The organism is Cupriavidus numazuensis, from assembly GCF_905397435.1.
GTDB lineage: Bacteria > Pseudomonadota > Gammaproteobacteria > Burkholderiales > Burkholderiaceae > Cupriavidus > Cupriavidus numazuensis.
The window spans coordinates 294,088-308,522 of sequence record NZ_CAJPVI010000001.1; the positions used below are offsets into that span (position 1 = coordinate 294,088).

The 14,435-nt window shown below is 63.1% G+C and carries 13 protein-coding genes; all 13 read right to left on the minus strand.

What is annotated here, in order from left to right; genetic code table 11:
* Positions 1 to 137 precede the first annotated feature (137 nt).
* Positions 138 to 1,256: an acyl-CoA dehydrogenase family protein gene (locus KHO41_RS01490; RefSeq protein WP_211951529.1), complete on the minus strand. Its 1,119-nt coding sequence runs from the start codon at positions 1,254 to 1,256 to the stop codon at positions 138 to 140.
* Between the two features lie 13 nt (positions 1,257 to 1,269).
* Positions 1,270 to 2,472 carry an acyl-CoA dehydrogenase family protein gene (locus KHO41_RS01495; RefSeq protein ID WP_211951530.1) on the minus strand — a complete coding sequence of 401 codons (1,203 nt, stop codon included), beginning with the start codon at positions 2,470 to 2,472 and terminating at the stop codon, positions 1,270 to 1,272.
* Positions 2,473 to 2,558: 86 nt separating this feature from the next.
* Positions 2,559 to 3,017, minus strand: coding sequence for a DUF1178 family protein (locus tag KHO41_RS01500; RefSeq protein ID WP_211951531.1), 459 nt, complete (start codon positions 3,015 to 3,017; stop codon positions 2,559 to 2,561).
* A 145-nt stretch (positions 3,018 to 3,162) separates the two neighbouring features.
* Positions 3,163 to 3,777 (minus strand): NUDIX domain-containing protein, encoded by a 615-nt coding sequence (locus KHO41_RS01505; RefSeq protein WP_211951532.1) that lies wholly within the window; start codon positions 3,775 to 3,777, stop codon positions 3,163 to 3,165.
* A gap of 45 nt (positions 3,778 to 3,822) precedes the next feature.
* Positions 3,823 to 4,131 (minus strand): DUF2818 family protein, encoded by a 309-nt coding sequence (locus KHO41_RS01510; RefSeq protein ID WP_011297158.1) that lies wholly within the window; start codon positions 4,129 to 4,131, stop codon positions 3,823 to 3,825.
* A 19-nt stretch (positions 4,132 to 4,150) separates the two neighbouring features.
* Positions 4,151 to 5,626: an NADH-quinone oxidoreductase subunit NuoN gene (nuoN, locus tag KHO41_RS01515; protein ID WP_211951533.1), complete on the minus strand. Its 1,476-nt coding sequence runs from the start codon at positions 5,624 to 5,626 to the stop codon at positions 4,151 to 4,153.
* A gap of 18 nt (positions 5,627 to 5,644) precedes the next feature.
* A complete protein-coding gene (locus tag KHO41_RS01520) occupies positions 5,645 to 7,111 on the minus strand; it encodes an NADH-quinone oxidoreductase subunit M (protein ID WP_211951534.1) in 1,467 nt (488 codons plus the stop codon).
* Between the two features lie 27 nt (positions 7,112 to 7,138).
* A complete protein-coding gene (gene nuoL / locus KHO41_RS01525; RefSeq protein WP_211951535.1) occupies positions 7,139 to 9,226 on the minus strand; it encodes an NADH-quinone oxidoreductase subunit L in 2,088 nt (695 codons plus the stop codon).
* A gap of 61 nt (positions 9,227 to 9,287) precedes the next feature.
* Positions 9,288 to 9,593 carry an NADH-quinone oxidoreductase subunit NuoK gene (gene nuoK, locus KHO41_RS01530; RefSeq protein ID WP_011297154.1) on the minus strand — a complete coding sequence of 102 codons (306 nt, stop codon included), beginning with the start codon at positions 9,591 to 9,593 and terminating at the stop codon, positions 9,288 to 9,290.
* Positions 9,594 to 9,610: 17 nt separating this feature from the next.
* Positions 9,611 to 10,255, minus strand: a complete 645-nt coding sequence (locus KHO41_RS01535; protein ID WP_211951536.1) for an NADH-quinone oxidoreductase subunit J — start codon at positions 10,253 to 10,255, stop codon at positions 9,611 to 9,613.
* A 143-nt stretch (positions 10,256 to 10,398) separates the two neighbouring features.
* On the minus strand, positions 10,399 to 10,890 hold the full coding sequence (nuoI, locus tag KHO41_RS01540) for an NADH-quinone oxidoreductase subunit NuoI (protein ID WP_011297152.1): 492 nt from the start codon (positions 10,888 to 10,890) through the stop codon (positions 10,399 to 10,401).
* Positions 10,891 to 10,962: 72 nt separating this feature from the next.
* A complete protein-coding gene (gene nuoH / locus KHO41_RS01545) occupies positions 10,963 to 12,027 on the minus strand; it encodes an NADH-quinone oxidoreductase subunit NuoH (protein ID WP_211951537.1) in 1,065 nt (354 codons plus the stop codon).
* Between the two features lie 27 nt (positions 12,028 to 12,054).
* Positions 12,055 to 14,430, minus strand: a complete 2,376-nt coding sequence (gene nuoG, locus KHO41_RS01550; RefSeq protein WP_211951538.1) for an NADH-quinone oxidoreductase subunit NuoG — start codon at positions 14,428 to 14,430, stop codon at positions 12,055 to 12,057.
* Between the last annotated feature and the right edge of the window lie 5 nt (positions 14,431 to 14,435).

Here is a 14,435-nt window from a genome sequence, read left to right on the forward strand (position 1 = left end):
CTGGCTGTTGACTTGTCATCACGATGATCGCATGGGGCGTGGCGGTGTGCGTCCGTATTTGCCGAACCCGCCCCTAACAGCCCGCAAAGAAAAAACCGCGCCTGGACTACGGCGCGGTTTCGACTGGCATCAGGGGATCAGGCAGCTTCCTGGAAGCTTGCCTGCCCGGCGAACCGGCCCAGGTGATGATCGACGTCACCGAACGTCGTGTTGATGAGCGCCAGGCGCTTGAACATGTGCGCGGCCGGCAGTTCGTTGGTCACGCCCATGCCGCCGTGGATCTGCACCGCTTCCTGGCCGACATAGCGCGCGGCCTGGCCGACCCGTGCCTTGGCGGCCGAGACGTAGCGGCGGCGCTCTTCGGGGTTGCTCTCCTCGAAGCGGGCCGCAGCCAGCAGCGTGATCGAGCGCGACTGCTCGGCATGGATAAACATCTCGACCATGCGGTGCTGCAGCGCCTGGAAGCGCGCAATCGGCTGGCCGAACTGCTGGCGCGTCTTGGCGTATTCCAGCGTGGCAGCGTTGAGGTTGTCCATCACGCCCACAGCCTCGGCGCACAGCAGCACCGCGGCGTAGTCGGCCACCTGCTCGATCTGGGCGAAGGCCTTGCCAGCCTCGCCAAGCAGTTGGGCCGGAGCGTCCTGGAACGTGATATCTGCGGCACGCAGGTTGTCGATGGTGCGGTAGTCCTTGATGCTGACGCCGGCACCCTTGGCATCGACCAGGAACAGCGAGATACCGTCGCGGTCGGCATCCGCGCCGCTGCTGCGCGCCGACACGATCAGCTTGTCGGCCTGGCCGCCGTGGATCACCACGGCCTTGCGACCGTTGAGCTTGCCGTCGCGCGCGGTCACGCGCACGTTGTTCAGTTCATAGCGCGCCTGCGGCTCATTGAAGGCCACCGCCAGCTTGAGTTCACCGCCTGCAACCTGCTCGAGCAGCGCTTCCTGGCCACCTGCGAGCCCCAGCGCATACGCGCCGACGACGGTCGCCAGGTACGGCTCCACGATCAGGCCGCGGCCGAGTTCCTGCTGCACCACCATCATGTCCAGCGCCTTGCCCGCGAAGCCGCCCTGCTCTTCCGGCACCGGCAGCGCGGTCAGGCCGAGTTCGACCAGCGAGCCCCACGTATTCTCGCCGTAGCCGGCCGAGCTCTCGTAGCGCTTCTTGCGCGACTCGAAGTCGTAGTCCTTGTCGATGAAACGGCGTACGGCGTCAGCCAGTTGCTTCTGTTCGTCGCTGAGATTGAAGTTCATGTTCCGTGTCTCCTCACAGCCCCAGGATCATCTGGCTGATGATGTTGCGCTGGATTTCATTGGACCCGCCGTAGATGGAGGTCTTGCGATAGTTGAAGTAGTAGGAGGCCAGCGGAGCGGCGTCGTCATAGCCGGTCACCGCATGCTCGTGTTCGCACTCCAGGTAGGCCGGGTCGAACGGCTGCGCGTACGGGCCGACGGCTTCCACCATCAGCTCGGTCAGCAACTGCTGGATCTCCGTGCCCTTGATCTTCAGCATCGACGCTTCCGGACCGGGGCCCTTGCCCGCAGCCTCGCTCGACACCACGCGCAGCACGGTGATCTCCAGCGCCATCAGTTCGATTTCCAGCGCGGCAACCTTGGCGCCGAATACCGGATCTTCCAGCAGCGGCTTGCCGTTCTTCTGCTGCTGGCGCGCCACGCGCTTGAGGAAACCGAGCTCGCGCTTGGAATTGCCGACGCGGGCAATGCCGGTGCGCTCGTGGCCGAGCAGGTACTTGGCGTAGGTCCAGCCCTTGTTCTCCTCGCCCACGCGGTTTTCCACCGGCACCTGGACGTTGTCGAAGAACACTTCGTTCACTTCATGGTCTTCGTCGAGCATGATGATCGGGCGCACGGTAATGCCCGGGGTCTTCATGTCGATCAGCAGGAAGGAGATGCCTTCCTGCTTCTTGGCTTCCGGATCGGTGCGCACCAGGCAGAAGATCATGTCGGCGTGCTGGCCGAGCGTGGTCCAGGTCTTCTGGCCGTTGACGATGTAGTGCTTGCCGTCCGAAGTCAGTTCCGCACGGGTCTTGACCGAAGCCAGATCGGAGCCCGAGCCCGGCTCGGAGTAGCCCTGGCACCACCAGTCGGTGCAGTCCAGGATACGCGGCAGGTAGTACGACTTTTGCTGCTCGTTGCCGTACTTCATGATCACGGGCGCGACCATGGCCACGCCGAACGGCAGCACGCCGGGCGCGCCGGCGCGGGCGTTTTCCTCATCCCAGATATGGCGCTGCGTGGCGTTCCAGCCGGTGCCGCCGTATTGCACGGGCCAGTGCGGCGTCGACCAGCCCTTGGCCGCCAGGATCTTGTGCCAGCGCACCAGGTCGTCGCGGCTGGGGCGGCGATGGTTGAGCACCTTGCTGCGGATTTCCTCCGGCAGATTGGCTTCCAGCCAGCTACGCACTTCCTCGCGGAAGGCGTCGTCGGACGCCGAGTAATTGAGATCCATGCCCGTCTCCAGTGATGCCGGCAAGGTGCCGGCAAGTAGTTCTGCCTGCGCGTCTTGCGCCGACAACTACGGGCACAGGACGCAATTCAGTGAGCCGTCTGCTTCAACGCATCCGGCACCACGAGCGGGAATGTCTCGATGCCCTCTTCCGCCAGCGCCTGCACTTCCTCCGCGGAAGCCGAACCGCGAATACCGCGCTCCGGCGCCTCGTCGTAGTGCATGCGCCTTGCCTCCTCGGCAAAGCGGTCGCCCACATCCTCAGTCTGCGCCATCACCTGCCGCACGGCCTTCATATAGGCCGCCTGCAAGGTTTGCAAGGGAGCCGGCGCATGCGCCGCTTGCTCCGCCTTCACCGGTCCGCGCTGCGCCTGCGTCGCCCCTGACAGATTCAGGCGCGGCGCGCTGGGCAGCCGGCTCACGGCGTGGTCACCGCAGACCGGGCACTGGACGAGGTCGCGTGCGATTTGCGATTGCGCATCATCCTCAGAAGCAAACCAGCCTTCGAAACGATGGTTTTGCGCACAGCGCAGGTCGAGCACCTTCATGATCTTTCCAGCCCGTCAAAGGGAATAGTATCCGTGAATCAAAATTTTGTGAACGGTCGTGCTAATTTTTTTCCGAAGGGATTTCCCGCATTCACGTGGAGCGGAAAGCACACCGCTTGCCTTACTGGCCGGCTATCGCCCCATTTCAGCGTGGCACTGGCTGTTCGCCAGGCTGCCAGTTCCCCGAGATTACCTTTTCCAGCCAGAACGCGCCGATGATCGTCTTCACGTCGGTAATGCGGCCTTGGCGCACCCAGTCCAGCACCTGGCCTGCCGGGACGATGAAGGTTTCGAGGAATTCACCATCATCGAGCTTTGCCTGCCCCTCGGTCAGGTCACGTGCGAGGAACAGGTCGATGAACTCGGTCGAATAGGAAATCACCGGATGGATCCGGGTCAGGTAGTCCCAGCGCGCGGCGCTGTAGCCGGTCTCTTCCTCCAACTCGCGCTCGCCGCAACGCAACGCGCCTTCCTGGGGATCCAGCTTGCCCGCGGGGAATTCGACCATGACTTCGCCGACCGGATAGCGGAACTGCCGCTCCATCAGCACGGTGCCATCGTCGAACAGCGGGATCATCATGACCGCGCCGGGATGCACGACGTACTCGCGGCCAGTCTGCTTGCCGTCGGGCAGGCGGACGATGTCTTGCTTCAGCGTGAGAAATTTGCCGCGATGGACGGTGGCCGAAGCCACGCAGACTTCCTTGAGTCCGTCATCATTGGACGGCGGAAAGTCGGAGTCCTGGGTCTTGTCCGTCATGAGCGCTCCGGGTGAATGGCACGCCCGGCGGCTTCATGACCGGCTTCAGGCCGTGCGGTGTTTGACGAGGTACTGCCAGGTAAAGCCTGGGAAGGCGAACACCAGCATCATGCACGCCGTGATGGCGTAGAACTGCCAGCCTTGCGGAAAGGCGTTGCCGAGGCTCGCCTCCACCGCAAAGCCGGCCAGGCCGGCGGCCGCATACCAGCAGATCAGTTCCAGCAACCGCAGCCACAGCGGCTTGCGGCTCCAGCGCAGCGGGATCACTGCGAACAGGCGCTGGTTGACGAACGGCAGGTTGGCACAAACCAGTGCCAGCAAGATGACAAACCAGCCGCCCGCCGGGGAACTCATGTCTTGTCGCCTCGTGCGCTTACGAAGCCAGCGTTGCGCGGATGGCCTGGTAGCACAGGTTCATCAGCGCAGCCGGGAAGATACCCAGCACGATCACTGCGGCGCCATTCAGGCTAAGCATCGAACGCAGGCCAGCCGTCGCTTCGAGCGGCTCTTCGCCGACCGGTGCATCGAAGTACATCAGCTTGACGACACGCAGGTAGTAGAACGCGCCGATCAGCGAGAACAGCACCGCCACCACGGCCAGCCAGGTCATGCCCGACTTCACCACGGCTTCGAGCACCGCCAGCTTGGCGTAGAAGCCCACGGTCGGCGGAATGCCGGCCAGCGAGAACATCATCACCAGCATCAGGAACGCGAACCACGGGTTGCGGCGCGACATGCCCTTCAGGTCTTCCAGCGTCTCGGCCTCGAAACCCTTGGTCGTGCGCAGCAGGATCAGGCCGAAGGTACCCAGCGTCGTCAGCAGGTACGTGATCGAGTAGAACATCGACGCACTGTAGGCATTCGCCGCGCCATCCGCCTTGTTGGCCACCACACCGGACAGCATGCCCAGCAGGATGAAGCCCATGTGCGAAATGGTCGAGTAAGCGAGCATCCGCTTCAGGTTGGTCTGGACGATGGCGGTCAGGTTACCGATCGCCAGCGACAGGACCGCCAGGATCACCAGCATGGTCTGCCAGTCGGCGGCCAGCGGCAGCAGGCCTTCCACCAGCACACGCACGATCAGCGCGAATGCCGCGACCTTCGGGCCACCAGCGATCAGCAGCGTCACCGCGGTCGGCGAGCCCTGGTAGATGTCCGGAATCCACATGTGGAACGGTGCGGCACCCAACTTGAACGACAGGCCGGCGACGATGAACACCACGCCGAAGGCGAGCATAGTCGTGTTGACACGGCCAGACTCGACCACGCGGAACACTTCGCCGAGGTTCAGCGAACCGGTCGCGCCGTACATCATCGAGATGCCGTACAGCAGGAAGCCCGAAGCCAGCGCGCCCAGCACAAAGTACTTCATCGCCGATTCCGACGTCACGCGCGACTCGCGGCGCAGCGCCACCAGTGCGTACGACGACAGCGACAACAGTTCCAGGCCCAGGTACAGGGTCAGGAAGTTGTTGCCGGTGATCATGACGATCTGGCCGCCCAGCGTGAACAGCGCGAGCTGATAGAACTCGCCGGCGTACATATTGCGGTCGGCGAGGTAGCGGCGCGTGTAGACCAGCGTGACGAACAGGCCGGCCGAGCAGAACGCCGACAGCACGTTGGCCAGCGGATCGATCACGACCAGGTTGGCGAACGCGTAGTGCGTTTCGCCGGTCGAGGCGTTGATGCCGAACCAGAGGGTCAGCACCGCCGTGAACAGCAGCGACAGCGGGTACGCGACGCTTTGCTTGCCCTTGCCGCGGGCAAGGTCGATCCAGTTGACCGCGGCGATCGAGATCGCCAGGAAAATAATCGGCGCCACCGGGGCGAGAGTCGAGGACGGTTGCATAGTGTTATCTCTCCCCGATTACAACTTGGACTGCGCCACGTGGGACAGCAGGTTGACCACCGAGGCGTGCATCACGTCGGTGAAGGGCTTCGGGTACAGGCCCATGTACAACGTCATGATGGCGAGCAGGCCCAGCATCACGAATTCGCGCTTGTTCAGGTCGACCAGTTCGCGGACGTGCTGGTGAACGATGTCGCCGAAAATCACGCGCTTGACCATCCACAGCGAATACGCAGCCCCGAAGATCAGCGCGGTGGCGGCCAGCAGGCCGATCCAGAAGTTGTACTGGACCGAACCCAGGATCACCATGAATTCGCCAACGAAACCGGAAGTTGCCGGCAGGCCGCAGTTGGCCATCGCAAAGAACACCGACAGCGCAGCGAACTTCGGCATGGTGTTCACCACACCGCCGTAGTCGGCGATCTGGCGCGAGTGCACACGGTCGTACAGCACCCCGATGCACAGGAACATGGCGCCCGAGATGAAGCCGTGCGAGATCATCTGCACGATGCCGCCTTCGATGCCGATTTCATTGAAAATAAAGAAACCAAGCGTCACGAAGCCCATGTGCGCGATCGACGAATACGCGACCAGCTTCTTCATGTCGGCCTGCACCAGCGCCACCAGGCCGATGTAGATCACGGCGATCAGCGAGATGGTGATGATGAACGCCGCCAGCGAATGGCTTGCGTCAGGCGCGATCGGCAGCGAGAACCGCAGGAAGCCGTAGGCACCGAGCTTCAGCATGATCGCGGCCAGCACGACGGAACCACCGGTCGGCGCTTCCACGTGGGCATCGGGCAGCCAGGTGTGCACCGGCCACATCGGGACCTTGACGGCGAAAGCCATGAAGAAGGCGATGAACAGCGCGATCTGCTCGTTCAGCGACAGCTTGGCCTGGTGCCACTGCAGGATCTCGAAAGTACCGGTCTTGCTGTACAGGTACAGCAGCGCGACCAGCGTCAGCAGCGAGCCCAGCAGCGTGTACAGGAAGAACTTGAAGGCCGCGTACACACGGTTCGGACCGCCCCACACGCCGATGATGATGTACATCGGGATCAGCGTGGCTTCGAAGAACACGTAGAACAGCATGCCGTCCAGCGCGCAGAACACGCCGACCATCACGCCAGACAGGATCAGGAACGAGGCCATGTACTCGGCCACGCGTTCGGTGATCACTTCCCAGGCCGAAATCACGACGATCACGGTGATGAAGGCGGTCAGCACGACGAACCACATCGAGATGCCGTCAACGCCCAGGTAGTACTGGATATTGAAGCGTTCGATCCAGGACGACTTCTCCACGAACTGCATCGCCGCGGTGGACTTGTCGAAGTGGAACACCAGCGGCAGCGTGACGATGAAGCTGGCGATCGAGCCGAACAGCGACATCCACCTCACGTAGCCGGCGCTGCGGTCCGAGCCCGAGGCCAGTATCAGCAAGCCGAAGAAGATAGGCAGCCAGATTGCGAAAGACAGAACCATTTCTTTGTTTTCCTTACTCGGTGCCTATCACTTGGTGCCAATCACGCCTGTGACGGTGAGCGTCAGCAGCACCAGCATGCCGACGATCATCGCGAATGCGTAGTGGTAGATATAACCCGATTGCAGGTAGCGGCTGGCTGCGGCGAACGAAGCCACCACGCGCGCCGAACCATTGACGAACAGGCCGTCGATAAAGCTCTGGTCGCCACCCTTCCACAGGCCGGTACCCAGCAGGCGGGCACCGCGTGCGAACACGGCCTGGTTGATGGCGTCCATGTAGTACTTGTTGTCGAGCAGCTTGTACAGGCCCGAGAAGCGGCTCTTGATCGCTTCGGGGATGTCCGGGCGCTTCATGTAGAAGAACCACGACAGCACGACACCGGCGATGGCCAGCCACAGGACCGGAGTGGTCAGCGAATGGATCGCCATCGGCACCCAGCCGTGGAAGGCTTCTTCCAGTTCCTTCATGGCGTGGTGGTTCTCGCCGACGAAGATCACGTCCTTGAATGCCACGCCGTGCTTGAAAAACTCACCGAATAGCATCGGCTCGATGGCGATCGCACCGATGATGACCGACGGGATGGCCAGCAGCACCAGCGGCAGCGTCACGACCCACGGCGACTCGTGCGGCTTCTCGCCGGCAGCCAGGCCATGGTGGTGGTCATGCGACACCTCTTCCTCGTCATGGTCGCCCTCGTGGCCATGGTGAGCATGGTTCTGGCCCCAGCGCTCCTTGCCGTGGAAGACCAGGAAGTACATGCGGAACGAGTAGAACGCGGTCACGAACACGCCGGCCAGCACGGCGAAGTAGGCAAAGCCCGAACCGGCCAGGTGCGACTCGGCCACGGCTTCGATGATCGAATCCTTCGAGTAGAAGCCCGAGAAGAACGGCGTACCGATCAGTGCGAGCGAACCCACCAGCGAGGTGATCCAGGTGATCGGCATGTACTTGCGCAGGCCGCCCATGTTGCGGATGTCCTGATCGTGGTGCATGCCGATGATGACCGAGCCCGCGCCAAGGAACAGCAGTGCCTTGAAGAACGCGTGGGTCATCAGGTGGAACACGGCGACCGAGTAGGCCGACGCACCCAGCGCCACGGTCATGTAGCCGAGCTGCGACAGCGTCGAGTACGCAACCACGCGCTTGATGTCGTTCTGGATAATGCCCAGGAAGCCCATGAACAGCGCAGTAATGGCGCCAATCACCAGCACGAACGACAGCGCGGTGTCCGACAGCTCGAACAGCGGCGACATGCGGCTGACCATGAAGATGCCGGCCGTCACCATGGTAGCGGCGTGGATCAGCGCGGAAATCGGGGTCGGGCCTTCCATCGAGTCAGGCAGCCAGACGTGCAGCGGGAACTGGGCGGACTTGCCCATGGCGCCGATGAACAGGCAGATGCAGGCAACCGTCAGCATCATCCAGTCGGTGCCCGGGAAGATCACCGTCGCCAGCTTCTCGCGGGCAGCGAACACGTCCGAGTAGTTCATGCTGCCGCTGTAAGCCAGCAGCAGGCCGATGCCGAGGATGAAGCCGAAGTCACCGACACGGTTCACCAGGAACGCCTTCAGGTTCGCGAAGATCGCGGTCGGGCGGGTGTACCAGAAGCCGATCAGCAGGTAGGACACCAGGCCCACCGCTTCCCAGCCGAAGAACAGCTGCAGGAAGTTGTTGCTCATCACCAGCATTAGCATCGAGAAGGTGAAGAGCGAGATGTACGAGAAGAAGCGGTTGTAGCCGGGGTCCCCGTCCATGTAGCCAACGGTGTAGATATGCACCATCAGCGACACGAAGGTCACCACGACCATCATCATCGCGGTCAGCGAATCGACCAGGAAGCCGACTTCCATCTTCAGGTCGCCGATGGCCATCCACTCGTAGACGGTGCCGTTGTAGCTCGCGCCGTTCATGACATCGAGCAGCACCATCACCGACAGCACGAAGGAAATGGCCACGCCGAGAATCGTCGCGGTGTGGGCCACAATCCGGCCGCCGCGCGACTCCGAGGAAAACAGGCCAAAGAACTTGGTGCCGAACAGGCCGGCGATGGCTGAGCCGACTAGCGGCGCCAGCGCAATCGCGAGCAGCAGGTTGGGGTTGAGCGTGGTTGCCATAGGACGCTTATTGGTGTGCGAGCGGTGAGCAGTCTGGGTTCATTGCGTAGTGCGTCATGGATCAGTACTTCAGGGTATCCATGTCGTCCACGTTGATCGTGTCCAGATTGCGGAACAGCACGACCAGGATTGCCAGACCGATTGCCGACTCGGCTGCGGCCACCGTGAGGATGAAGAAAACGAAAACCTGTCCGGCCAGGTCGCCCATGTAGTGCGAGAAGGCGACGAAGTTCATGTTCACCGCAAGCAGCATGAGTTCGATCGCCATCAGCAGCACGATCACGTTCTTGCGGTTCAGGAAAATACCGACGATGCTGATCGCGAACAGGATCGCACCGAGCACGAGGAAATGGGCGAGAGAGAGCACAGCGTTTCTCCGTGGCTTTAGTTCTTGTTGGCGGTAGCCGCGGCGTCGGCCTGGGCAGTCTGGCTTTCGGCCGGCATGGCCACCAGGCGCACGCGGTCTTCGCGACGGGTACGCAGCTGCGACGAGATATCCTGGCCCTTGACGTCCTTGCGTCGGCGCATGGTCAGCGCCACGGCCGCGATGATGGCCACCAGCAGGATGATGCCGGCCACTTCGAAGGCATAGATATAGTCGTTGTAGATCAGCTTGCCGAGCGCACCCGTGTTCGAGTAGCCCGGATCCTGCGAACCGGCGGGCAGCACCGGTGCGGTCGTGCCGATGAAGTTGCGCACCAGCACGATGGCCATTTCGGCAATGATCAGCGCACCGACCACGGACGCGAGCGGCACATAGGTCCAGAAGTCCCTGCGCAGGTGCTCGATGTCGATATCGATCATCATCACCACGAACAGGAACAGCACCATCACGGCGCCGACATACACCAGCACCAGCAGGATGGCGAGGAATTCCGCCTTGAGCAGCAACCAGATCGCCGCGGCCGTGAAGAACGACAGTACGAGGAACAGTGCGGAGTGCACCGGGTTCTTCGCGGTGATGACTTTCAGTGCGGAGAGCACCAGCACCAGCGCAAAGACGTAGAAGATGGTGGTCGTGAGTTCCATGGTCCTTGTCGGATCCTCTCTTGGCCTTCGGCACAAACCTCCCCTACCGGGTGGTCCGCGCCTGCGGCATCCTTCCATTGGCCCCTTGCGGGGCCCGATTCAAATTCGCTTGGCAGCGCCGGCCAGGCCGGCGCCAGCAGATATCAGCGGTACTTGGCGTCCGCGGCCTTCGCAGCGGCAATTTGCGGCTCGTAGCGGTCGCCCACTGCCAGCAGCATGTCCTTCGTGAAGTACAGGTCGCCGCGTTTCTCGCCGTGGTATTCCAGGATCGGCGTTTCGACGACGGCGTCGACCGGGCAGGCCTCTTCGCAGAAGCCGCAGAAAATGCACTTCGTCAGATCGATGTCGTAGCGCGTGGTACGGCGGGTGCCGTCGGCACGCACATCAGACTCGATCGTGATGGCCAGCGCCGGGCACACGGCTTCGCACAGCTTGCAGGCGATGCAGCGCTCTTCCCCGTTCGGGTAGCGGCGCAGCGCATGCAGGCCACGGAAACGCGGCGAGATCGGCGTTTTCTCTTCCGGGAACTGGACCGTGACCTTGCGCGCGAAGAGATAGCGGCCGGTCAGTGCCATACCCTTGAAGAGTTCCTTCAGGAGCAGGCTGTTAAAGAAGTCCTTGATGGCGAGCAGCATGACGATTGCTTCCTAGTGTTTCCCGAGGCTCGCGCCGCTTCGTTGCAGCGTGCGCGTCCCTCGTTTGGCCGTTCAGTGCCAGATGTTCCAAGGCGACTTGATCCAGATCGCCACGATGATCAGCCAGCCCACGGTCAGGGGAATGAACACCTTCCAGCCCAGGCGCATGATCTGGTCATAGCGGTAGCGCGGGAACGAGGCACGAATCCAGATGAAGACGGACAGCAGCAGGAATACCTTGATCAGCAGCCAGAAGAAGCCGGGGATCGCGTTGGTCAGGAAGCTCGAGAACGGAGGCGCCCAGCCACCCAGGAACATCAGCGAGGTCATCGTCGAGATGATGATCATGTTGATGTATTCGGCCAGGAAGAACAGCGCAAAGCCCATGCCCGAGTATTCGATCATGTGGCCGGCCACGATTTCCGACTCGCCTTCCACCACGTCGAACGGGTGGCGGTTGGTTTCGGCCACGCCCGAGATGAAGTACACAGCGAACATCGGCAGCAGCGGCAGCCAGTTCCACGAGAGGACGTTGATCCCCATGTTGGCGAAGTAGCCGGTGTTCTGGCCGTTGACGATTGCCGACAGGTTCAGGCTGCCTGCGACCATCAGCACTGTCACCAGCGCGAAGCCCATGGCGATTTCATACGACACCATCTGCGCGGCGGCGCGCATGCCGCCCAGGAACGCGTACTTCGAGTTCGAGGACCAGCCGGCCAGGATCACGCCGTAGACACCGACCGAGCTGATCGCCATCACGTACAGCAGGCCCGCGTTCACGTTGGCCATGACAACTTCTGCCTGGAACGGAATCACCGCCCAGACCGCCACGGCGGGCATCAGCACCATCAGCGGCGCAACAAGGTACATGCCCTTGCTGACCTGCGTCGGCATCATGACTTCCTTGAGCAGCAGCTTCAGCACGTCGGCAATCGGCTGCAGCAGGCCCAGCGGGCCGACGCGGTTCGGACCCAGACGCACGTGCATCCAGCCGATCAGCTTTCGCTCCCACAGAATCAGGTAAGCCACGCACAGCAGCAGCGGCACCACAATGAGCACGGCCCGAATCAGGATCCACAGCGGCGTCCAAGCGCCGCCGAAGATGGCGTGGCCTTGCGAGGTAATCCAGTCGATCATGTTGCGTTCTCGCTATTCTTGTATGGCTCAGGCCGCGCCGGCCGTTGCAGCGGCCTTCTGGCCGGCGGACAGGTCGATAGCCTTCTCGACCTTGACCGTGCCGAACATCGCGCCGAGGCTCATCGCCGCCGGCGTTGCAGCCGGAACGCGCACGGTGTTCGCCGGCAGCGTGTTTTCCAGCACGCCCGGCAGCACCACGCTACCCTCGCCCTGCGTCACGCGGACCGGATCGCCCGACTGGATACCCAGGCCGGCGAACAGGTCGGCGGACAGCGCCACTTGCTGCGCGCGGCGGGCCGCGGCGGTCAGCTGCAGCGATTCGGCACGACGCACGATCGGGTCGGCGTGGTAGATCGGCACATCTGCAATACGCTCGATGCCATTGGCAGCGGCGGCGCTCACGCGGATCGGCGCGTCGGTGGCGTTGCTCAGTTGCGGCGCAACCGGGCTGGCCAGCACTTCGGCGCGAACCGCTTCGGCGCTGTCGTAGTCGAAACCGGCCACGTCCAGCAGGTTACCCAGCACGCGCAGCACCTTCCAGGCCGGACGCGATTCGCCCAGCGCACGCACCACACCGTTGAAGCTCTGCGGCAGGCCTTCGCAGTTGACGAAGGTGCCAGCGGTTTCGGTGAACGGCGTGACCGGCAGGATCACGTCGGCATACTGCATGGCTGCTTCCGAGCGGAACGGCGACAGCACGACCACGGTGCCAGCCTGGGCCAGCGCGGCCAGGGCCTTGCGCGGATCGGCGGCGTCGAACTCGGGCTCGGTGTTGAGCAGCACGTAAGCCTTGCGCGGCGACTCCAGCATCGCTTGCGCATTGGCACCGCCCTGCTTCGGCAGCGCGCCGGCGACATAGCCGCCCACGGTGTTCGCTGCCTCGGTCAGGAAGCCCAGCTTGGCGCCGGTTTCCGTGGCGATCCACTGTGCCAGCGCGTGCAGCGCGGCGAATTGCGGGTGACGCACAGCCTCGTTGCCGAGGAACACGGCACGGCGCTCGCCCGACAGCAGCGCGTCGGCGGCGGCACGGGCAGCATCGTTACCGTCAAAACCTTCGGTGCCTGCCGGTGCGGCGACGCCCTTGGCCGTCGCCACGGCGCGGGCGATACCGGCCAGCGCAGCGGTCCAGCCCGAGGGGGCCACGTCGATACGTGCAGCCAGCGGCATCAGCAGGTCTTCACCGCCAGCACCGAGCAGGGCGACGCGAGCGCCCTTCTTGCCAGCCTGGCGCAAGCGCGAGGCCAGCAGCGGATGATCCTTGCGCAGCGACGAGCCGATCACCAGCACGCGTTGCAGCGTGGACACGTCAGCCACCGGCATGCCGAGCCACGGCGCACCCTTCAGCGTTGCCGAGAAATCGGACTGACGCAGGCGGAAGTCGACGTTGTCGCTGCCAATGCCGCGCATCAGCTTGCCCAGCAGGTACAGCTCTTCCAGCGTGCTGTGCGGACTGGCCAGTGCGGCGATCTGGTCGGCGCCATGATCGCGCTTGATGCTCGCGAGGCCATTGGCCACGTATTCGAGCGCCGTCTGCCAGTCGGTTTCGATCCACTGGCCGCCCTGCTTCAGCAGCGGGCGAGTCAGGCGGTCGGCACTGTTCAGGCCTTCATACGAGAAGCGATCCTTGTCCGAGATCCAGCACTCGTTGACGTCTTCGTTCTCGAGCGGCAGCACGCGCATGACGCGCTGGTTCTTGCTCTGGACGACAAGGTTGGCACCCAGGCCGTCGTGCGGCGACACCGACTTGCGGCGTGCGAGCTCCCACGTACGGGCCGAGTAGCGGAACGGCTTGCTGGTCAGCGCGCCGACCGGGCACAGGTCGATCATGTTGCCGGACAGTTCCGAATCCACGGTCTGGCCGACGAAGGTCGTGATTTCCGAGTGCTCGCCGCGGCCCAGCATGCCCAGCTCCATCACGCCGGCCACTTCCTGGCCAAAGCGCACGCAGCGGGTGCAGTGGATGCAGCGGGTCATCTCCTCCATGGAGATCAGCGGGCCCACATTCTTGTGGAACACCACGCGCTTCTCTTCCTTGTAGCGCGACTCCGAAGCACCATAGCCCACGGCCAGATCCTGCAGCTGGCATTCGCCGCCCTGATCGCAGATCGGGCAGTCGAGCGGGTGGTTGATCAGCAGGAATTCCATCACGGACTTCTGCGCCTTGACGGCCTTCTCCGAATTGGTGAAGACCTTCATGCCCGGGGTCACCGGGGTGGCACAGGCCGGCAGCGCCTTGGGCGCCTTTTCAACTTCAACCAGACACATGCGGCAGTTGGCCGCGATGGACAGTTTGCGGTGGTAGCAGAAGTGCGGGATGTAGGTGCCCAGCTTGCGGGCGGCTTCCATCACCAGGCTGCCTTCAGCAACCTCAACCTTCTTGCCGTCGATCTCGAGTTCAACCATGTTCT

Coding starts and splice junctions, on each gene's coding strand:
- KHO41_RS01490 (WP_211951529.1), bottom strand. CDS start 1,256: ATGAACTTCAATCTCAGCGACGAACAGAAGCAACTGGCTGACGCCGTA.
- KHO41_RS01495 (WP_211951530.1), bottom strand. CDS start 2,472: ATGGATCTCAATTACTCGGCGTCCGACGACGCCTTCCGCGAGGAAGTG.
- KHO41_RS01500 (WP_211951531.1), bottom strand. CDS start 3,017: ATGAAGGTGCTCGACCTGCGCTGTGCGCAAAACCATCGTTTCGAAGGC.
- KHO41_RS01505 (WP_211951532.1), bottom strand. CDS start 3,777: ATGACGGACAAGACCCAGGACTCCGACTTTCCGCCGTCCAATGATGAC.
- KHO41_RS01510 (WP_011297158.1), bottom strand. CDS start 4,131: ATGAGTTCCCCGGCGGGCGGCTGGTTTGTCATCTTGCTGGCACTGGTT.
- nuoN (WP_211951533.1), bottom strand. CDS start 5,626: ATGCAACCGTCCTCGACTCTCGCCCCGGTGGCGCCGATTATTTTCCTG.
- KHO41_RS01520 (WP_211951534.1), bottom strand. CDS start 7,111: ATGGTTCTGTCTTTCGCAATCTGGCTGCCTATCTTCTTCGGCTTGCTG.
- nuoL (WP_211951535.1), bottom strand. CDS start 9,226: ATGGCAACCACGCTCAACCCCAACCTGCTGCTCGCGATTGCGCTGGCG.
- KHO41_RS01535 (WP_211951536.1), bottom strand. CDS start 10,255: ATGGAACTCACGACCACCATCTTCTACGTCTTTGCGCTGGTGCTGGTG.
- nuoI (WP_011297152.1), bottom strand. CDS start 10,890: ATGCTGCTCGCCATCAAGGACTTCTTTAACAGCCTGCTCCTGAAGGAA.
- nuoH (WP_211951537.1), bottom strand. CDS start 12,027: ATGATCGACTGGATTACCTCGCAAGGCCACGCCATCTTCGGCGGCGCT.
- nuoG (WP_211951538.1), bottom strand. CDS start 14,430: ATGGTTGAACTCGAGATCGACGGCAAGAAGGTTGAGGTTGCTGAAGGC.